Raw genomic sequence first — 20,144 nt, 5'->3', positions numbered from 1 at the left:
AATACCTGCATTTCAATTGTATTTTTTTCACAAGGTCAGTATTAAAAACATACGAATCTGTACGCTGGCTATAACTTCCATCCACCGATTACAGTGCGATTCCTACTGTTCACGTGATCATTCAACAAAAAGAAGCAGTCTAATTCAGTTTCGAATTGGACTGCTAATTTGGGCATGCTATTTAAGAATTTGTACTCGAGAACCAATTAAATAAGTGTATAATTCCTCCACTCATTCGGAAGCAGCTTTTGGTATTTGTTTTGCAAAAAACGGTCGTCGATCAGAACGATGGTCCCTGTATCCTGTTCTGAGCGGATCAGACGGCCGCCTGCCTGAAGAACTTTAACTAGCCCAGGGAATGTATAGGAATAATCATAGCCGTTTTTTCCAACTGAACTAAAATATTGTTTAATCAGGTCCCGTTTAAAGGATAGTTGTGGGAGGCCTACTCCGGTAAGAACTACGCCATTAAGCTTGTCCCCGGGAAGGTCGACACCCTCCGAAAAAATTCCTCCCATTACGGCGAAAGCAACGAGGCTTTTGCCCCTGCCCGCTTTAAAATTGCTGAGGAACACGTCACGCTCCTCCTCCGCCATTTGAGGTTGTTGAATGAGGACATCGATATCCTCCCCAGCCTCAAACCGTTCAGCTACCTCTTTCATATATGCATACGATGGGAAAAAGCAAAAATAGTTTCCGGGCCTTTCGTTGACAAGCATCCTGGTCATTTTGGCAATTGGAGTAAACGAAGCTTCCCTCGACTTGTAACGAGTTGAAATCGGGCTTACGAACACATCAACTTGCTCGCTGCTGAACGGCGATGGAATCGTTACTGCGTCGTCGTCCTCTTCTGCCCCTAGCATTTCCTTAAAATAGTCGCCAGGTACAAGAGTTGCTGAAAAGAATACCTTGCTCCTGAATGACTTGCCTGCCTTTTTCAATAGCTCCGATGGGTCAAGGCAAAATAGTTTTAAAGCTGTCTCTTTGCGATCATCGGTAAAATAGGTGCAGAATCTTTCATTGTAGAAACCGGCAGTCCGAATAAAGTTTTGAGCAGAAAAGAATGTCTCGAGGAATTCTTCTGAGAGTGTCTCACCTTTCTTCAATTCATTCTCGGCTTCCTCGGCAAAAGCTTCAATTGCAATCAGCAATTCTTCGGGAACTCCCTCCAATAAGAAAGAAGTCTTCCCAGCCAATTCTTTTTTTCTATCGATAAAATACTGGTTAACTCTTCCGGCAGCCTTTGATAATGCGGGATTTAAGGTTTTATACTCCCGTTTCGCCGCTAGAAACCCGGATTTAACAACAATGGCAGAAAACATTTCCCGTGCCCGGTCGGGAAGATTATGGGCCTCATCAACTAGCAGAGCTGTACGCTTTTTCTTTTCATCAAACAGCCTTTTCAAGGAAACACGCGGGTCATAGATGTAATTATAATCGCATATGACAGCATCGGCATGGTAAGCAACGTCCAGGGAAAATTCAAATGGGCAAAGCTGATGTTTTCTGGCATAGTGCTCAATTACTGTCCGATTCATATTTGTTTCATGTTGATAAATATCAAGAATGGCTTCGTTTATACGGTCATAGTATCCTTCAGCGAATGGGCATCCTTCACCGGGGCATCCTTCTGCTTCCTGGAAGCAAATTTTGTCTTTCGCCGTAATGGTGACGGATGTTAGTTGCAGGCCTTGCGAGGACATGAATGAAAATGCCTCTTCTGCCGCCTTTCTTGTCGTTGTCCTGGCAGTTATGTAAAAAATATGCTCGATGAACCCTTCCCCGATTGCTTTTATACTTGGAAATAACGTCGAAATCGTTTTTCCAATCCCGGTCGGTGCGTTGGCAATCAGGCTCTTCCCTTCCTGTATGCAACGATAAACGGTACCTGCAAGGTAGCGCTGCCCTTCCCTATAGGAAGAATATGGGAAAACCAGTCCTTTTGCGGATTCCTTTTTTCTCGCATAATGGGATAGCTTCATTTTTGCAAAAGGTGTATAAATCCTTAATGCAAAAAACACAAATTCCTTAAGTTCGGAAACCGTGAAGGAGGATGTAAATACCTTTGTCTCATTAGTCTCCCTTTGAACATAGGTCAGTTGGACATCTAAAGACTCCAGTCCTTTTTCGATAGCCACTATAAAGGCATAACATTTTGCCTGTGCCCAATGGACTGGGTAGGAATTTGCTTCAATAAAATCAAGGCTGCCGGACGTTGATTTAATTTCATCTATGACGAGGTGTCCATTCCTGGCAAGCAGGCCGTCACAGCGCCCCTCCAAAATAAATTCCAGTCCTTCTGCCTCTATTTCAACCCGGAGCGGCACCTCCTTTTGGTCTCCCTCCAGGTAACCTTTTTGGATCATTTGGTGAATCATCGTTCCTTCAACAAGGGCGGTTTTAGAACGGATTCCAAACTCGATGCTTCCGCTGCTATAGACATACTCCGCAAGCGACCTTGCCGAAATATGAACCTGTTCGATTGCAATCGCCCCTTTCTGGGGAATGTATGTTCCTTAATGGTACCATACTATCATCTTTAGGAAAATAAAGAACCCTGAACTGGCCAACGCAGCACATATAAATCAAAAGAAACGAAAAAGCGGAGAGGATTTCTCCTCTCCGCCTTCAAATTATTGATTTTTTCCGCCATTAACAGGTCCATCTTCTTTAATATACTCGTAATCTGCTGGGTCGATTGGCGTGAATCCATCAGGTTTATGGAATCTCAGCAAGTCTTTTAAGACAAGTTCATCAGACATCTGCAATTCGGTTTTCACCTTTTCTGAATACTCCGCACAAAGCTCTGTTTCGTCTTCAATGATTTCCCCAGTTGCCGTGTTATAGCAATTGTCACCGATTTGTGATACCTCAGGAGATGTGAAGTCTCCGTTTCTGAAGGAAACCACTTCTTGATGGTCAGGAGATAAAAGGTCGGAGCCGAATTCCATAAAGTCCTTTGTATCAATGCCGAGCAAATGAAGGACAGTTGGACGAACATCGATTTGGCCGCCAAACTTATCGATTTGCTTACCTTTTACACCCGGGATATGAATCATGACTGGTACCCGTTGAAGGTCCATGTTTTTCAATGGCGTAATTTCTTCACCGACTACCTGAGCCATCGCTTCATTATGGTTTTCAGAAATCCCATAATGGTCGCCATACAGTACGAACATTGTATTCTCGTAAAGTCCATTAGCCTTTAGGTCATTGAAAAATTGCTCAATAGCCTGGTCCATGTAATTGGCAGAGGTGAAGTAGTTATCCACAACATCATTTCCTGTCGTGCCAAGCGGGAAGTCGGTATCGCCCGGATCCATTTCAAAAGGGAAATGGTTGGACAATGTAATGAATTTTGTATAGAACGGCTGCTGCAGGCTTGCCAGCATCGGAATGGATTCTTTAAAGAATGGTTTATCCTTCAGGCCGTAGTTTTTAACTTCCTCATCTTTCATTGTGTAATACTCGGCATCAAAGAAATGATCATAACCCAGGGCCTTATACATGACATTCCGGTTCCAGAAAGTCTTATAGTTCCCATGGAAAACGGCTGATGTGTAGCCTTTGTTATGCAGAATAGCCGGCATGGCATGGAAGGTGTTTTGAGCCTTATTGATGAAAACCGCCCCCTGGGACATCGGGTATAGCGAGTTTTCCATCAGGAATTCAGCATCGGATGTTTTTCCCTGGCTGGTCTGGTGAAACACATTTGAAAAATTAAACGTATTCTCGTTACGGGCAAGCGAATTAAGGAATGGAGTAACTTCCTGGCCTTCCAGTTTGTAGTCAATGATGAAGCTTTGCAATGATTCAAGCGCAATATAGACTACATTCATGCCTTCTGCTTTACCGAATAGCTTCGGATCCGGTTCGGAATAATTGGCTTTTCTGTAGTTTTCAATTTCGGTAATATCACTGCTATCCGCGAGTGCCCGCTCACTGGATGAACGGATGTTTTGAATGGTGTCATAAATGGTGAAATTGTATGCTCCCAGATATTTTACAAGATACGCGCGGTCAAAAGACCTTGTCAACAGCTGTGGGCGATCCTTTTCTGCAAGTCCCAGATTGAAGAGGAATGTTGTTATCGCAAACAACATGGCAATCCTGAACGCACGTTTGCCTGGCTCCCGAAAATGGTTGATTGCTTTATGGGCAAGAATTGCCAGAATAATTGTGTCCGTAAAATAAAAAATATCAAACGGGCTCATAAGCGAAGCCGCACTGTCTCCCAATTGGCCGGCATTAACCTTTGCTTGCATGAGCACTGGCAACGTAATGAAATCGTCAAAGAATCTGTAGTACACAATATTTGCATAAAGCAGGAATGACAAGATCAAGTTAATTGTTGTCAAAAGCCAAAACTGGATTTTTTTACGGAATAGCAAAGCAAAGCTAAAAAAGAACAGAGCTGAGCTAAGCGGATTGATAAACAGCAGGAACTTTTGCAGCCCATTATCAATTCCAAGATTAAATTCATTTAGATAAGCAAAGTAGGTTTTTAGCCAAAAGAGGACAACGGCAAGGATAAAAAAGGAGTACTGCCTGTTTTTCCAATCCCCTGTTAGTTTTAGGTATTGCATGTTGATTCTCCTCTCACTTACCGAAAAATCTCAGGTAAACAAACCTCAATTACTATAACACATTATAGATAAAAGTAGAAACAATAATACAGCTTGTTCATACCTTGCTGGGCAAATATTTATTTGCCTTTTTCCCCTTTATCCAACAGGATGCGTGATAGTTCGAGGTCCCTTGCTGCCTGCTCTTCTTCGGTAATAAGATCATATTTCTTTAGAAGGTGAAATACTTCATTTAATTCCAACTGGGTGGGATGGCTGCTAAGCCAGTCCGCAAACGGTTCACGTATATTAGACGGAAGTAGGTGGCATTGGGTTTCATATTTTTTTTGGACATCCTCAGGTGAGTGGTCCAGTTTACACGTTCCCATCATGATTCCTCTTTTCTTTATTTGTAGTTTGGAGTTAACCAGCCAATTTATTTGCTTCTGCCTGGATATTCTTTTTATATAAGAAGAAAAGCAGGAATAAAATTGCGCTTGATAGGCGGATGGCTGTTGAAATGTACATAGATAGTTGGATATCCGTTGCCTCTAACAAAAATACCCCCATTTGCGGTGCAATGAAACCGATTACGGATAATAATACATTATAATTTGCGATATAGGCACTTCTGTTTTCATCTTTCGTTACCTCCAGAAGCTGGTTGAATAATAGCAAAATAGTACCTGATAAGAAAAAGCCGGAAAGGCCATTCGCAAATGTAATGTACACAAGATTTGTAGAGGCAATGAAGGAAACCGGGGCAATCGACATACCAAGAGCAACAAGAATCAGCATTTTGGCGTTCCCATGCTTGTCAGCCATTCTACCCCACCAATTAAAGCTTATGATTTGAGCAAGCTGGTTTGTTACTGTCAAAAGACTAATCCAGAAACCATCCGCATGTGCATACGATATTTGATAAATACTGAACAAAGGCCAGGCCATCTGCCAGCCAAAATTAAAATAAAGGCCGCAAACAAGGAAATAGAAATACGGCTTATATGTAAAAATCGAAAAATCAGGTTTAATCGAAAAAGGCTTTTTGTATCCTTTCCCCTTAGCTTCTTTATGTTTGAGCAAAAAATAAACTTCTAACAAGCTTACCAAAAACGCAATCAGGAATAGTGCCTGGTACGGATGAGGATCATGTTTATTAAACTGCTGGAGAGTCAGGCCGATTATGAAGGTCGCGATCATTCCTATTATAGTTAAAACCCTATTTCTTTCACTGAAAAAACCGCTCCGCCGATGTTCCGGGATAAGGTCGCCAATCAGTGACTGCCAGCTAAGTGTTGCGAACGAACCTGGCAGGTTCATAAAGCCGACCAGCAGGACAAATATCCAGCTTCTATATTCAACTGGAACATATATGACGAAAAACATGCCAAGCAGAAAAAGCCGTGTGAAAAAGGTTGAATAAGACGTAAAACGTTTCTTTTCAGCTTGTCTGCCCAAAGCAATCGACCCAATAAACATCGCAAAAATGCCGACAAATTGGGGCAGTGAACTGATAAGCCCAATTTGGTAGTTGGAAGCCCCTAAAACCCCAATGGCAAACAGTGAAAAGTAATTAGCAGTTAAATTAAGGGCGATTGTCGAAGCGATTCCGTTTTTGATACTATACGTTTCATTAAGTTTAACAATTTCTGGACGATGATTGGGATTCAATTCCACTCTTCCTTGTTGGGAAAAATTATCTTCTAACTTCCTTAGTAATCATAAACCCGGCACCTATTTTCTGCAATTACAATTTTAAGAAGTTTGCTTCATTTTTTAGAACAGGTAATTAGGCGCTTTTTGGCAAATCAACCCGTTGGGAAAACCCTTCCTATTATTAAACGATGAACGTGCGGTAAACCCTACAATAAAATGTAGGCGGGGTTTTATATAGAAGAAACTAGGCAAAAAAAATCAGGAAATGAGTATGCATTTCCTGTTGCCTGATATTTTGAACGATCTTTAAATTTAAAACCAGAAATTATCGCGGCAGCGACTATGGGACTGATTGCAAATACGGTATCCGCCTACATTGGAGCAGCGGTGTTCATTCCTGCCGGAGCAGCGTCCGCAGCGATGCGAATACCTTTCTCCAGCATAGTTATTTCTCGAATAGCCATCTTCCTGAGAATAATTGTTATTGTATCCGTCTTCGTATCGATCGCTTGCCCCAGCAACATTGGATCCTTGGGTATTGCCGTAATAATCTCCAGCCATATTTCCTCCATATTGGCCGTTGTGGTCATAAGCGCCTCCAACCATATTGTCTCCATATTGGCTGTTACCGCCATAAGCGCCTGCAACCCTATGACCGTCTCTTCCCCTGTTGCCTTCCGTTCCTAGTACTATGACCTCATTTGCACGGATTACCACTCGATCCGCAAACACATCAACATTCCTGACATTATTTCTATTCCTGTTCCTGTTCCTTCTTCTGTCCATTTCTCTTTTTCTGCCCATTTAACTTCCTCCTTTCACTTTGACTATTACAGAATATGAAGGGCACATCCGATTGATTGGACAAGAAACCCGCTTGTACAAAAAATGTGTAAATAACCATTCAATCGGGATAATTTCTTTCAATATGCCAAAGCTATTCTTGAATCAGGTTGAAAGGGGGATTTATGTTGGAAGCAAATCGGGTTAGGCAAATACTTTCCTCTTCTGCTGACATTGCCGTTTCATATAACGGTGCGGAAGTCTGGATAGACGAATTGCACGAGGACGGGGAAACAGCAACAGTACATTTAAGAGGCCCGCTTGAAGAAAGAACTGTTATTGAAATTAAAGAGTTGAAGGAAGACTAGACAAGGAGGCTGTTCCGAAAGGTCGTTAAATGACGACTCTTTTGGGACAGCTTTTATGTTTTATTGTGAATTTTTTTGATATAGATGAATTCCAAAACTTTCTGGCGTCTATTTCACTCTGTTTCAACCGCATTTTCTAGTTGTTTTTCAGTGTATGTTCCCTCTCTTTTTTAATTATGGGTGCAGAAAAGCAGACCCAGGTCTACTGTATTTTTGGATAGGCCCCGTAAGGACAGACGATTGAAACCGGCATTATGTTTGATTTGCCCAAATGGATTTAATCGCATTCGCCTTAAGCTTTGTGCCCTCAAGGAAGTAATTCTCAAGCGAACCACTATGGAGAAGAACGTTTCTTATATGATTCCTTTCACCCGTTCCGAACGGAAACGGTTGAAGTTCGGAAATGTGGTTTTTCGTTTCCTGCAAGCCAAATTAAAAAAATATCTTGGCCAAGCTGCTTTTCAAATTAATGGGAAGAGTAGATTTTCTGAGTTCTGGCAGGGAAGATAACTTTAAGCATCATGTAAGGATTGTAATAAGGTGGGCCTCTCCGGGATAGAGGTTTGCGAAGATGGTTATGTGGGATTAGGATCTCATATTCTTTATAAGAACCAGCTGGTCTTTGTAATTACGATACATAAGAAAGCACTCCTTAGGGTGAATTCGGTTGTGGTGACTAAATTATACCAAAAAGTAAATGTTTTCTTATTTTTTTATGCAGTGAAGTTGATTGAAGCGGAAGGCGCGCAGACTCCTGTGGGAGAAAAGGGACAGTGGGAGACCCCGCAGGCGCTTATAGCGCCGAGGAGGCTCCCCGCCCGCCCACGGAAAGCGAAGCGCCAGGAGCGGAAATCAACTGGTACTAGTAGATCTAAAAAAAGAGGCTCTCAAAAGGTTACTTTTGGGACAGCTTCTTGCAAGTGGACTAACTCCAATCCGCACTAAACGGCTTGATTGTCCTTGTAGGATGTTTACATATAATCAGCCCTTCTCAAGCTGCTCGTTCCGTATCGATGAGGGCTGTGGTTGAGTATCCCTGGCAACGCTTTTTAAGGACTGGCGCTCAAATGGGCCTCGATCCTTGCCGGCGCCGGGAGCAATCGTACTCATCGGCAGCTGTTGAAGTTCTTTTCCCCTTGGCAAAATCAACACTCCTTTCGCCTATAGTCTGGCAAAGAAAGATGCTATTATGCCCCAGTTACATTCAATTTCTCTCCAATGCGGATGCAGCCAGTATCTGAATCGTCATATCATCCATGGGTGGATTATGAATTCCCGCCCGGACATCCCGGTAATATCGTTGCATAGGATTTGTCCGTGATAAGCTTCCCGCCCCAACGATACGCATCGCCAAATCGACAATTTTCTGCGCGTCATTCACGACTGCCGTCTTGGCTGCATTCAACTCAGGCACCATATTATCCCTGGTTTCTGCATTGCTCGTATCCCATTTTCTTGCAACGCTATATAGGAAATGCCTGGACTGCAAGAGTAGGAGTTCCATCTCCCCGATCCGATGCCTTACAGCTGGAAGTTCACTTATCGTACCTTCTATGCTGTTGGGAGAATAGGTTTTTGAAAATGAAATGGCATAGTTTCGGGCTGCTGCGGCAATCCCTAAATAACAGGCAGGTATATGAAGAAGCCAGCCATTGGCACCTTTTTTTCCTGAGGAGGTTTCCACAAGGTGTTCATCGCTGACCATACAATCAGTCAGGATAAGGTCATGGCTCCCAGTTCCTCTCATTGAAATGCTATTCCATGTTTCCTCAATCGAAACTCCAGGTGTATCCATTTTGATCAGGAATGTTCCAATATTATCTCTTCCATTAAGACTGGCTGAAACAAGCACATAGTCAAGTACTGGGGATAGAGTCGTAAAGATTTTTCTTCCTGAAAGCCTCCAACCTTCACCGACTTTTACAGCAATTGTCTGTGGCTTGCCGCCTCGGGTTGGGCTTCCGGTTGCTTTTTCAGAGGCAGCACTATTAAGGAGGGCACCTTTATTGACTGTATCTTCACATAGTTTCCGGAAAACTTCTTCCTTCCAAGGCCTTTTTTCATCGAGATTTTTTATGATTCCCATATGCCAGCCTGCAGCCAGTGCTGTAGAACCATCGCCTTCAGCAAGTTTTTCTTGAAGCTGAAGCAATTCAAATAGGGAAATCCCCATTCCGCCATATTCTGTTGGGACTGTTAAAGCTGTGTAACCGGACTTCTTTAAAAGCGTAAAGTTTTCATAAGGAAACTCACCGTTTCGATCAATGCCATCTGCACGTTCGTTGAAAAAACGCGCAAGTTCTCCTGCTAGCTCCAGTCTCTCTTCAGGTGTATTCGTTTTTCTGAAATCCACTTTAACCACTCCAATTACTATGAAAAAATAATAGTCTTATGTAAACAGTCTTCTGCTGCCATTTAGCTGCCCCATGAATTGGTAGAGGAAGCCCCCTTATTTCCTGTACGCCAATTTCGATAGCCTGTCCGTGCACCTCCAGGTTCATACTTACGCATGGGCTTTTTGGACAATACTTCCCTTAAATATGGGTAGCCATCCTGATTTGGATGCTTTAACAAGGCCATCAACTGAACAATATCATCCATAGCCCGATGCTGCTGAGAGCCTGAAATTCCATGTGCTTTTAAAAGCGAAAGAAGACTGCCGCTCTGGAAACCGTATTGTTTCCACGGGATATTCCTCATTGTACAATACCAATTGCGCTCATTGACTTCAGGGTACATATGATAAAGGAAACTTCGGTCAAATGTTGCATTATGTGCCAAGACCGCTTCAGAGTATCCGAACAGCTTCATAATTTTTTCATCATCAAAAACTTTGCCTTTTACACTGTTGAATGGGATGCCATGCACCCTGAACGCACCGGGATAATTCCTGATTGCTGACGGTGATAAAGGTTCCCTTAAAAATTCTGCTTCTTCTAAAACATCGACAATTTCGCCTGTCTCTTCATCAAAAGAAAAGAGGATTAATCCGAGTTCAATAATTTCATCACTGCCAGGTTTTAAGCCTGTTGTTTCTGTATCTGCCAGCAAGCCGGTTTTTAGTTTTCGAGTCATCATACTTCTCCTCTATTGTTCATTCTTTTTATATACAACTATCCTATCATAATCAGATATAAACAGCTTTAATGGCTTTCTGATTTGTTTTTAAAGATGAAGGGATACTATAATGACAACCTTTTAAGGAGGAATATGAAATGAGTAACTCATTGAGGGATAAAATCCTTTCCATTTTAGAAAAAGAAAAAACAGGTACGCTTGCAACTGTCCGGAATGGCAAGCCCTATTCCAGATATATGGACTTTTACAACGAGGGGCTTATTTTGTATAGTGCATCTGATCTCAATACCCATAAGGTCGGCGATATGGAGCGGAACCCATATGTTCATATCCTGCTTGGATACCATGGACAAGGCCTTAAGGACAGTTTTCTGGAAGTCGAAGGAAAAGCCACCATTTTAGATTCGGCGGAAGAAAAACAGAGGCTCTGGAACCCGGACTTTGAAGGCTGGTTTGAGGGACCGAATGATCCAGCTTATATTGTTCTCAAAATTACCCCTGAACAAATCCGTCTGATGAACACGAAAAACGGGAAGCCAGAGGTGTATCAAGTCGGGAGTTCAGATCTAAATTAATTAAGCATTATATACCCAAATTAAGTATACTGGATGGGAGGGGTATTTTTACCAAAGGAGGAAAAAGAACATGAATAATCATGAAATCGACTACAAGATTTATGGGGATGACATGCAGTTTGTTGAAGTCGAGCTTGACCCGAATGAAACGGTCATTGCTGAAGCTGGGGCCTTGATGATGATGGAAGATGGCATCAAAATGGAAACGATATTTGGGGATGGGTCAAACGCTGGTGGAGGCGGCCTTATGGGTAAGCTGTTTTCAGCAGGTAAACGTGTCCTGACCGGGGAAAGCTTATTTATGACGACCTTCACAAATGCTGGTTCGGGCAAAAGCCATGTATCGTTTGCATCTCCCTATCCTGGAAAAATTATTCCAATGGATTTAAGTGAGATGGGTGGCCGCATTATTTGCCAGAAAGACTCATTTCTTGCTGCTGCTAAAGGGGTATCGGTTGGAATCGAGTTTCAGCGCAAAATTGGTGCGGGCTTTTTTGGCGGTGAAGGCTTTATCATGCAAAAGCTTGAAGGTGACGGAATGGCTTTTGTTCACGCTGGCGGAACCATACATAAAAAAGATCTTCAGCCTGGCGAAGTTCTGAGAGTTGACACTGGCTGTCTTGTCGCCATGACAAGCGGTGTAGATTATAACATTGAAATGGTTAAGGGAGTCAAGACAGCCTTATTTGGTGGGGAAGGTCTTTTCTTTGCCACATTGAGAGGTCCGGGCTCCGTCTGGATACAATCCTTGCCATTCAGCAGGCTTGCAAGCCGTGTATTTGCTGCGATGCCGGCAGCAGGTGGAAGCAAGGATGAAGGCAGTATCGCACGCGGATTATTTAATATGTTTGATGGAGATTAATCGTTTTCCGTCAATTGTTTAAATGATGGGACTTATTTCCTCTCAATTTGGGATTGTGTTTTATAACCAACCGTGGTAAGATGATTTAGCGATGAGCTGAACTGTGTAAGCCGGGGAACATTCCCTTTTGGGAACATGCGAATGTGGCGCGTGGTTCTCCGCCTCAGTACGCAGAAAGGCGCCTGTCTTCGGACAGGCGCCTTTCTTTTTGTTTTTTGAGAAAAAAAGTGAATGCTTACATCTGCAACGCGGCCAAAGCATCCTCAAGCAATCGCTCAGGACTAATCGAAGCTTGTCCGCCCCCCTGTGCGAACAATTCACTTCCCCCACCCTTACCGTTAATCAACGGAAGAATGCCTGCGAGCAGTTCCTTCATGTTGCCAGGAGCTTGTTTCCCCTTTGCACAAACGATTTGCAGCTTTCCATCCGTCTCCGATACTAGAATGGAGACGGTATCTTCCCGCTCAGTCACAATAGCCCTGCCTAGCTTTTGTAATTCCTGAATCGATCTTCCTGTAAATAAAGCGGTTAACGGCTTTCCATTTCTATCCGCCTTGGTAATAAGCTCGCGTGCTTCATATTCGAGCAGTTTGTCTTTTGCCTCCGAAAGCTCTTTTTCAAGCTGTGCCTTTGCCTGAAGGAGTTTCGAGACTGCAGATTCCATGCTTTCCTGTGGGGCATTCAATAAAGGTGCAAGCTTCTCAAGTACCTTCTGTTTTTTATCAAAGTGGAGATATGCCCTGTTACCGGCCACAAAACTGATCCTTGTTTTCTTTTTCTCTTTCTCGATTCCTACTATCTTGATCATTCCTGCCTCAGCGGTTGAAGCCGGATGGGTCCCGCCACAGCCATTGTAATCATAATCAGGTATGATGACGAGCCTAATATTCTCCTCAACGGATAGGGCCTTTCTAAGTGGAAATGCCGATGCTTCTTCAGGTGTAACCCACCTAAGTTCAATTGGCAGATTTTCCAGAACGATTTGATTGGCTAGTTCCTCCGCTCTTTGGACATGCTGCTCATTTACCCCTGCAATATCAAGGTCAATAGTCGACTCTTCTTTACCTAAATGAAAACTGACAGTTTTAAATCCAAATTCATTATCAAAAGCCGCTGATACTATATGCTGCGCCGTATGCTGCTGCATATGGTCGAACCGCCTTTCCCAATCAATTTGTCCCTCTATCTGTTCATCCTCTAGAGGACCGTCAATATAATGGCGGATTTCATCATCAATCTCAACGACATTTACTACCTTTACTCCGTTCAGTGTTCCTGTATCACACGGCTGTCCCCCGCCTTCAGGGTAAAAAGCGGTTTCTCTCAAAAGTACATACCACGCTCCAGATTTATCCTGTTTTTGTTCAATGAGCTCTGTTGCGAAAGTCTGAAGGTATTGATTTTGATAATATAGTTTTTTGGCCATCGAATTTTTCCCCTCTATGTATACAATTTAGTATTAGCTTGCTTCTAGCTGACGGTGTAGGTTTTCTTGTTTTTACAGACTGTTTTCTCAGTTTGATGCCATATTACCACACATTATCGGTAATAGTGTGTTGGAAAAGTAGTTTTCTTTGTTAAACATAATGGGTTCAGGTATAATTTTACCAAATTGAACAATGGGAGATTAACTATGCCGCACAGTTTTCTGAGTAAACTAAACATCCATCATCTTTTAAACAAAATTAAAGAAAATATTCTTATCGCAAACACCCAGTATGAAATAGTTTGGTTCAATGACAGTGCAAAAGAGCTTCTGTCAAAAATAGGACCTTTTGTCGGAATGGCCCAACCTGAGGATTTTATTGGCAGGAATCTATTTGATTTTCATGGCGACAAACAAAAGAATATTATTATAAATGGGCCCTTTCCCCATTCTGCTCATATTAATCTGTTTAAAACATTTTCGGCCAGGATCGTTGTTGATACTCTGGAAGATGATAGTGGAAATCAAGTGGGCCTTATCGTGACCTGGAAAGATGTAACGGACTATGAGGCTGCTATAATAGAGGGCAAACAAAGGCTCCGCGAATTGGATATACCGATTATCCCTATGTCAATTGACAATGTGATTATGGTTCCTATTCTTGGCAAATTGACGGATGAACGGCTTTCAAGGATGGAGGAAAAAATCCTTGCCTTTTGTGCTCAGAATGAAATAGAATACCTGCTCCTGGATTTTACAGGGACAACCTCAGAGTTTGATACTGAAATTGCCTACCGGCTTAAACAGCTGATCAGTGCCCTTAGATTGATGGGGGCCGAACCCATTTATATTGGAATTCGGCCTGATATGGCGAAAAATATTGTTCATGAACGGATTGTACTTGGCGTAAAAACGTTTCAGTCTTACAAACAGGGTATAAATTATTTATGGACCAAAAATGGCTATAAGCTGACAAAGATGGAAGAATAAATATGCCCCTGGCCCTTTTTTGGCCAGGGGCTTCTATTATTTCCTCAAATTCTCCTGATCTTTCATATGGTGCTGTTGATCCGGATTTCGTCCATCTGAATTTTTATACTCCGCTTTGTCAGGATTGTTTTGGAATTCCCTTTCAATTTTGCGCAGATTCTTTTTTTCATTCTTATTTTGTTCCATGAGAACATCCCTCCTATCTTTCTTTTTCCCCACAGCCAATTAGGTAAACAAGATCAACAGTATAGGAAGATTCACTATTTGTTCACTCCTGAACATAGTTAGTTTCTATATAATGAAAAGAGGAGAACAACTTAAGATTGGATGGATGAGCATGGCAAAATTACTATATATAACAGCTAACCCCAAGGGGCCAGAAAAATCAAAGGGATTAAAGATCGGTGAAGCATTCCTGGAATCGTTCCTGGAAGAAAGACCCGAGACCATTGTGAGGAGAATTGATCTTTTCGATTTTGATATGGCCTGGATGGACGCAGAATTAGTATCTGCACGTGGAAAGCTTGCGGGGTATGGATATACAATGGAACAACTTGAAGAAGGCGAGCGTGCAAAAATCAAGAAAATGCATTCACTTACAGATGAGTTCATCCAATACGACTATTATGTTTTTGTGACACCGTTATGGAATTTAAGCTCCCCTGCCGTTTTGAAGAATTTTCTCGACAATCTGTTCGTTTCGGGAAAAACATTCGTCTATACACCCAATGGCCCGAAAGGCTTACTCAATGGAAAAACAGCAATCCATATCCAGACGAGAGGCGGTATTTACTCAGGCACTCCTATGGAGGAGCTGGAAACAGGTGATCGTTATCTTAGGATCGCACTTCGCTTCCTTGGCATTCACCTTGAAGACTCTGTCATTATAGAAGGCTTTGATGTCTTCCCGAAAAAATGGCCTGAAATGATCGCGGATGGCCAATCGCGTGCCCGCTCCGCAGCCAAGAAAATGGCAGCAAGCACAATTGAAGTATAACTTTCTGATCTCCGTTCCTCTTTGGGGACGGTTTTTCTATGTAAACAAAAAGCCCGCACTTCGCGGACTTTGTATTTAATGGATGTCCCTTTTCTTAAATCGACCGCCCCGAACTTCGGAAATGTCTGCGATTGCAAGGAACGCCTTTTCATCATACCCAGCTACAATGTCTTTAAGCTTTGCCTCTTCCAACCGGGTAATAACGCAGAATATGACTCTCTTGCTGTCTCCTGAAAACGCCCCTTCTCCTTCCAAGTATGTTACTCCACGGCCAAGCCGGCTAAGAATGGCATCGCCAATTTCCTGGAACCTGTCACTGATAATCCACGCAGAGCGGGATTCTTCAAGTCCTTCAACTACTACATCTATTGACTTGAAAGCGATAACATAAGCAAGAATAGAATACATGGCCCGATCCCAGCTAAACACAAAACCGGCAGCTCCGAGTATAAAGACATTGAAGAACATGATAATTTCCCCAACGGAAAAAGGAGTCTTCTTGGTAATAAGAATGGCAAGAATTTCAGTTCCATCAAGTGCTCCGCCGTACCGGATGACCAGGCCGACACCAATGCCCAATACCATGCCGCCAAAAACAGTAGCTAGCAGGATATCATCCGTAAACGCTGGGACAGGGTGAAAGAGGGATGTAAATACGGAAAGGACCGCAATTCCAAAAAGCGTGGAAATGGCGAAGGTTTTTCCTATCTGTTTGTATCCTAAATAAAAGAATGGAATATTGAGGATAAAAATAAAAATTCCGAGGCCGATGCCAGTCAGATGGGAAAGAATAATGGAAATCCCAACTATACCGCCGTCGATAACGTTGTTCGGGACGAGGAAAATTTCAAGTCCCACTGCCATCATGACAGCCCCCACAAAGATTGCAATTGCCCTTTTAAGGATTTGTGTCTTTGGGAGGCGTTTATGCTCAAATTTCGTTTGTACTAAATCCACCATGGAAGTTCCCCCTTTTTATGCCTACTATCATTATATCGTAGAAAAGTAGTGACTTCCCCTAAAAAATATCAGTTTTTTACTTTTTTTGACTTAGGAGTGGTTTGTTTTGTGTGATAAGTCCCCCCTTGCTATTGCCTTTGCTGCTAATCATTCCCATTCAAATGTAGCCAATACAGCGAATTGTCGACAGTTTTAGGTGAAATCAAAATTCAGCTATAAGAGCTTTCTAGAAAGGCGCAAGCTCATTTATTACATGTTGTATATAAAGCTTCTTCACATAATCGGCAGGTTGGGTTTATCCTGAAAATCTTGTTTGAAAAATAAACGGAGAAATTCCGATTAAATCGGGCAATAGCCAAATTCCGCTAAAAATAAAGGGAGTTTTTCCGGTTATCTGATCCAAACCATTGGCTTTTGTCTTTTTTAGAGCAATTAAGCGGAACATCTCCGCTTAAAACTGCTTCTTAAGCCCCCACTATATACATTAGCCGGAAATTCTCCGCTTATGAATTCTCATACCTTTATGAACATATCCGCCTAAAAAGATGAACACAATTCAAATTTAAGGTTTAGTTTTACAAAAATGGGTCATAACAATAATGTGCAGGTATTTAAAAAGGAGGCGGGATCATGGAGAACCAGAAGGAATTCAGGTACTGCGAGAATTGCCAGCAGGAAACAGAGCATCTTGCCCTCGAAGACGCACTAGAAATTGAATATCACTGCGCGGTTTGCGGCCAAAACACTGAAGTGTACAAAAATTATTTTTAACAGGAATAAGAGGGCATCCCCTATCTGGATGCCCTTAAATTTTTTTATGTATTTTTTTAAAAATCCATTTGACCTTTTTCGTTTAAAGCGCTATAATAATTTTTGTGCCATAACAATTAGGTAAATAAATCATGTCCCGATAGCTCAGCACGCCCGAATAAGCTACTTAGAGAAACATCAGCGTACTGGCCGAGCATCATCCCTGCTTCACTTACTGAGGCCAGGACAGGATAGTGGAAAATTAGGTACGTGAAGCAAAACATTTATAATCTTATATGATGTCCCGATAGCTCAGCAGGATAGAGCAACAGTTTCCTAAACTGTAGGTCGGAGGTTCGAATCCTCTTCGGGACGCTCCCAAAACACTGATGAAAATCAGTGTTTTTTTATTGCGTTTTATAGTTACTTACCTCTCCTCTATCCTCTCACCTTTTTAATTTCAATAAATGCGAGGGTTATCGCCAATTAAATAAAAAAACGGAGTCTTAGACTCCGTCCACTGTTATGTTCGATCGTTTCCTTGCTTTCAGGAATTTGACGAGATTCAGGATAATCGTTTTTGTAACTGCGTATGTTGGTACCGCAAGCACCATGCCCAGCACCCCTGCCAGATTACCGGCTGCCAGCAAAATAATAATGATAGTGGCTGGGTGTGTATCAAGGCTTTTCCCTAGAATCAGCGGCGATAGGAAGTTCCCTTCGAGCTGTTGGGCAATCAGGATGACGACTACTACCAATAAGGCCTTTGTAGGAGAATCAAACAACCCAACGAGGACAGCTGGTGCTCCTCCTAATATCGGGCCAACGTACGGGATGATGTTCGTAAATGCAACAATTAAAGCCATGACAAGAGCAAACGGCAAGTCGATAATCCAGTAACCGATTAAGGTCAATATACCAACCGCAGACGCAACCATTACTTGGCCCTGAATATAGGCTGATAAGGTTTCCCCTGTTTCCTTAAGAATTTTTAAACCCTCACCCCTGTAGTCTGAAGGAATAAATTTGGAAACTGCATCAGGAAATCGATGGCCGTCCTTAAACATATAGAAAAGCAAAAATGGAACTGTGACGATAATGATTGCCACGTTTGTGACGGCCCCGAGAAATCCTATAATGCCGCCTGTTAATTTGTTCGGAAGCGTATTGGCAAATTCAATTAGTTTGTCTTGTACCGTTTTAATCATCTCGGATTGTTCATCCCTGAAATGCTTGAATTCGGATGATTGGACAACATCATCAAAGAATTCCATTGTCATCTTTGCATAGCGTGGTACTTCATTTGCCAGATCAGAGACCTGCTTGGATACTGCAGGAATAAGGTTTCCGATTGACAGCACTAGCAGCCCGGCAATAGCAATATAGATGAGAAGTATTGCTACTACTCGCTTTACCTTGTGTCGTTCCAAAAAATCAACAACCGGATTCAGCAGGAAATACAGGAAACCAGTAATGATGATTGGAAAGAAGATGGTTGAGAAAAAGATTCCCACCGGTTGAAATAAAAATGATAATTTCGAAGCAACAAAGATGATTGTTAAAATAAGTAGAATTTGAATGAGCCAGTACTGTAATTTTGATTTCGACAACGTATGTACCCCTAATCTCAATTTATTATGTTGGTAAAAGTATATCAAACTAGCGGAGGGATAGACAATAAATTAAAAAATTAAAAGGAGCTGCACCAGTTGGACAGCTCCTTTCGCTTTAATTGAAATGTAAATGAATGAGGACCGCCTCGGAGCGTGTCCCAATCCGAAGAGCTGGCCCCCACGTTCCAAAACCTGAGGTTACGATGGAAGACATATTGCCCTTTTGCAAGAACCCATAATCATTTTCATAAATCATATCCGTAATGAACTGAGCGGGTGCTACCTGCCCGCGGTGAGTATGGCCTGAAACTAGTAAGTCAACCCCCGACTGTTCGGCTTCTTCGAGGTCAATTGGCTGGTGGTCCATCATGATTACTGGACGCGATCCATCTGCATTGTCTAAAAAGCTGGAGATTGGTGATCTCGTACGATCGGTTGGGTCCTTTCTGCCAGCAATGGTTAGTTGATCCCGGATTGTAATGGTCTCATCCTCTAATACCGTAATTCCTGCCTTCTCCATTTCCTTTACAATTTTTTCTTTATCGCCGCCATAATAATCATGATTTCCCAGTACAGCAAAAACACCAAGTGGAGCATTCAATTTCTTTAAGCTCTCCCCCATGTTTTCTTCCAGGTAAGGTTCAATATAATCATCAATTAAATCGCCAGGAATGAGAATCATATCCGGCTTAACTCTTTCGGAAATCGCGATGAACCGGTCCAGGTGATCTTTATCTACAATCTCTCCAAGGTGAAAGTCAGAGGCCATCAAAAGTTTCAGGCTGTCTCTTTCATATGGTTTATCGATATCAACGCTGTAATTTCGGATTACCGGGCTCCAGGCATTGAATGTACCATAAATGAAAATGACGGCATAAAAAATCAGCACCCCTCCGCCTATCCATTCCATCCCTCTTTTCTTATTCAAAAAATATATGAGATTGAGGATGGGAAATAGCAAGAGACTATATCCAATAATGACCATCCAATACCCGCCAATAAGACTCAGGAACGGAATTGGGATAAATCGACCTGCGAACATGGAAATAGCTAGGAAGAAAATTAGCCCGAAATATAGATATTTAAACCTGACAAAGCGAGGAAACCTGCTTAGCCACGCCCAGCCGTTGAATCCAATATAAAAGCAAATCAGGCCGTAAAGTAAAATTGCGGTAGTGATTCCAAGTATAGCTGTAAAATTCATGTTTGTTTTTCCTTTTCAAAAAAGAAATAAGTAATAAATATTAATAACAGGTGAAGTAGGCATCGACATGCCCTTCTGACTACTTAATTTCAAACAGCTTTTTAAAAAATCTTTGCTTGTTTTCAATTCACTTCGTAAATAGTCCTTCACTGGGTCAATGAAGACGGGAACAGCCTGAAAAGAGCTCTACCCCACCTTCATAGGGTATGAAGACAGGAACAACCACGAAAAAATGGTCTTCCATCTTTCATCGAATGCTTGAAGACGGGAACAGCCTGAAAAAAGCAGTCTTTCCCTCCTTCATCGAGTCTATGAAA

At 42.2% G+C, this 20,144-nt stretch carries 19 protein-coding genes and 1 tRNA gene; 7 read left to right on the top strand and 13 right to left on the bottom strand.

What is annotated here, in order from left to right; translation table 11 throughout:
- Window positions 1-206 precede the first annotated feature (206 nt).
- The 5 genes from A8F94_RS01740 to A8F94_RS01720 form a co-directional block, all read right to left on the bottom strand.
- Window positions 207-2,378, bottom strand: coding sequence for an ATP-dependent DNA helicase (locus A8F94_RS01740; protein ID WP_254660763.1), 2,172 nt, complete (start codon window positions 2,376-2,378; stop codon window positions 207-209).
- Window positions 2,379-2,633: 255 nt separating this feature from the next.
- Window positions 2,634-4,586 (bottom strand): LTA synthase family protein, encoded by a 1,953-nt coding sequence (locus A8F94_RS01735; RefSeq protein ID WP_066194607.1) that lies wholly within the window; start codon window positions 4,584-4,586, stop codon window positions 2,634-2,636.
- A gap of 119 nt (window positions 4,587-4,705) precedes the next feature.
- Entirely contained in the window at window positions 4,706-4,954 is a 249-nt protein-coding gene (locus A8F94_RS01730; RefSeq protein WP_066194600.1) for a hypothetical protein, read from the bottom strand.
- Between the two features lie 34 nt (window positions 4,955-4,988).
- Entirely contained in the window at window positions 4,989-6,236 is a 1,248-nt protein-coding gene (locus A8F94_RS01725) for an MFS transporter (protein WP_077247515.1), read from the bottom strand.
- Between the two features lie 297 nt (window positions 6,237-6,533).
- Entirely contained in the window at window positions 6,534-7,025 is a 492-nt protein-coding gene (locus A8F94_RS01720) for a hypothetical protein (protein ID WP_066194597.1), read from the bottom strand.
- Window positions 7,026-7,189: 164 nt separating this feature from the next.
- Here A8F94_RS01720 and A8F94_RS01715 point away from each other — a divergent pair, with 164 nt between their 5' ends.
- The gene (locus A8F94_RS01715; RefSeq protein ID WP_441294173.1) at window positions 7,190-7,372 is read left to right on the top strand and encodes a small, acid-soluble spore protein, H family; all 183 of its coding nucleotides are present in this window, start codon (window positions 7,190-7,192) and stop codon (window positions 7,370-7,372) included.
- Window positions 7,373-8,353: 981 nt separating this feature from the next.
- Here A8F94_RS01715 and A8F94_RS25570 read toward each other — a convergent pair.
- From A8F94_RS25570 to A8F94_RS01700, 3 genes are all read right to left on the bottom strand, one after another.
- Entirely contained in the window at window positions 8,354-8,515 is a 162-nt protein-coding gene (locus tag A8F94_RS25570; RefSeq protein ID WP_175384336.1) for a hypothetical protein, read from the bottom strand.
- Window positions 8,516-8,576: 61 nt separating this feature from the next.
- Window positions 8,577-9,725, bottom strand: a complete 1,149-nt coding sequence (locus A8F94_RS01705; RefSeq protein WP_066194588.1) for an acyl-CoA dehydrogenase family protein — start codon at window positions 9,723-9,725, stop codon at window positions 8,577-8,579.
- A gap of 62 nt (window positions 9,726-9,787) precedes the next feature.
- Window positions 9,788-10,447 (bottom strand): exonuclease domain-containing protein, encoded by a 660-nt coding sequence (locus tag A8F94_RS01700; protein WP_066194583.1) that lies wholly within the window; start codon window positions 10,445-10,447, stop codon window positions 9,788-9,790.
- Between the two features lie 140 nt (window positions 10,448-10,587).
- Between A8F94_RS01700 and A8F94_RS01695 the strand changes: the two genes are divergently transcribed.
- Window positions 10,588-11,025, top strand: a complete 438-nt coding sequence (locus A8F94_RS01695; RefSeq protein WP_066194580.1) for a pyridoxamine 5'-phosphate oxidase family protein — start codon at window positions 10,588-10,590, stop codon at window positions 11,023-11,025.
- A gap of 70 nt (window positions 11,026-11,095) precedes the next feature.
- Window positions 11,096-11,887 (top strand): TIGR00266 family protein, encoded by a 792-nt coding sequence (locus A8F94_RS01690; RefSeq protein ID WP_066194574.1) that lies wholly within the window; start codon window positions 11,096-11,098, stop codon window positions 11,885-11,887.
- 235 nt (window positions 11,888-12,122) lie between these two features.
- Here the strand turns inward: A8F94_RS01690 and A8F94_RS01685 are convergent, their stop codons facing one another.
- A complete protein-coding gene (locus A8F94_RS01685; RefSeq protein WP_066194572.1) occupies window positions 12,123-13,313 on the bottom strand; it encodes an alanyl-tRNA editing protein in 1,191 nt (396 codons plus the stop codon).
- A 207-nt stretch (window positions 13,314-13,520) separates the two neighbouring features.
- On the opposite strand from A8F94_RS01685, the gene A8F94_RS01680 reads away from it, so the two are divergent.
- The gene (locus tag A8F94_RS01680) at window positions 13,521-14,303 is read left to right on the top strand and encodes a PAS domain-containing protein (RefSeq protein ID WP_066194569.1); all 783 of its coding nucleotides are present in this window, start codon (window positions 13,521-13,523) and stop codon (window positions 14,301-14,303) included.
- Between the two features lie 36 nt (window positions 14,304-14,339).
- On the opposite strand, the gene A8F94_RS25565 is transcribed toward A8F94_RS01680, so the two are convergent.
- Complete coding sequence (locus A8F94_RS25565; protein WP_175384335.1) at window positions 14,340-14,489, bottom strand: hypothetical protein; 150 nt, start codon at window positions 14,487-14,489, stop codon at window positions 14,340-14,342.
- 151 nt (window positions 14,490-14,640) lie between these two features.
- Here A8F94_RS25565 and A8F94_RS01675 point away from each other — a divergent pair, with 151 nt between their 5' ends.
- Entirely contained in the window at window positions 14,641-15,300 is a 660-nt protein-coding gene (locus A8F94_RS01675) for an FMN-dependent NADH-azoreductase (protein ID WP_066194567.1), read from the top strand.
- Window positions 15,301-15,375: 75 nt separating this feature from the next.
- On the opposite strand, the gene A8F94_RS01670 is transcribed toward A8F94_RS01675, so the two are convergent.
- Window positions 15,376-16,260, bottom strand: a complete 885-nt coding sequence (locus A8F94_RS01670; protein ID WP_066194564.1) for a YitT family protein — start codon at window positions 16,258-16,260, stop codon at window positions 15,376-15,378.
- 630 nt (window positions 16,261-16,890) lie between these two features.
- Between A8F94_RS01670 and A8F94_RS25560 the strand changes: the two genes are divergently transcribed.
- Together A8F94_RS25560 and A8F94_RS01665 are read left to right on the top strand one after the other, a co-directional pair.
- Window positions 16,891-17,031: a hypothetical protein gene (locus tag A8F94_RS25560; protein WP_175384334.1), complete on the top strand. Its 141-nt coding sequence runs from the start codon at window positions 16,891-16,893 to the stop codon at window positions 17,029-17,031.
- Window positions 17,032-17,311: 280 nt separating this feature from the next.
- A tRNA-Arg gene (locus A8F94_RS01665) sits at window positions 17,312-17,385 on the top strand.
- A 131-nt stretch (window positions 17,386-17,516) separates the two neighbouring features.
- Here A8F94_RS01665 and A8F94_RS01660 read toward each other — a convergent pair.
- Window positions 17,517-18,620 (bottom strand): AI-2E family transporter, encoded by a 1,104-nt coding sequence (locus A8F94_RS01660; RefSeq protein ID WP_066194561.1) that lies wholly within the window; start codon window positions 18,618-18,620, stop codon window positions 17,517-17,519.
- Between the two features lie 118 nt (window positions 18,621-18,738).
- Window positions 18,739-19,827: a metallophosphoesterase gene (locus tag A8F94_RS01655; RefSeq protein ID WP_066194558.1), complete on the bottom strand. Its 1,089-nt coding sequence runs from the start codon at window positions 19,825-19,827 to the stop codon at window positions 18,739-18,741.
- Window positions 19,828-20,144 lie beyond the last annotated feature (317 nt).

The sequence above is a fragment of the Bacillus sp. FJAT-27225 genome, from assembly GCF_001685025.1.
Taxonomy (GTDB): Bacteria; Bacillota; Bacilli; order Bacillales; family Cytobacillaceae; genus Bacillus_D.
This window is presented reverse-complemented; position numbering and strand designations above follow the sequence as displayed.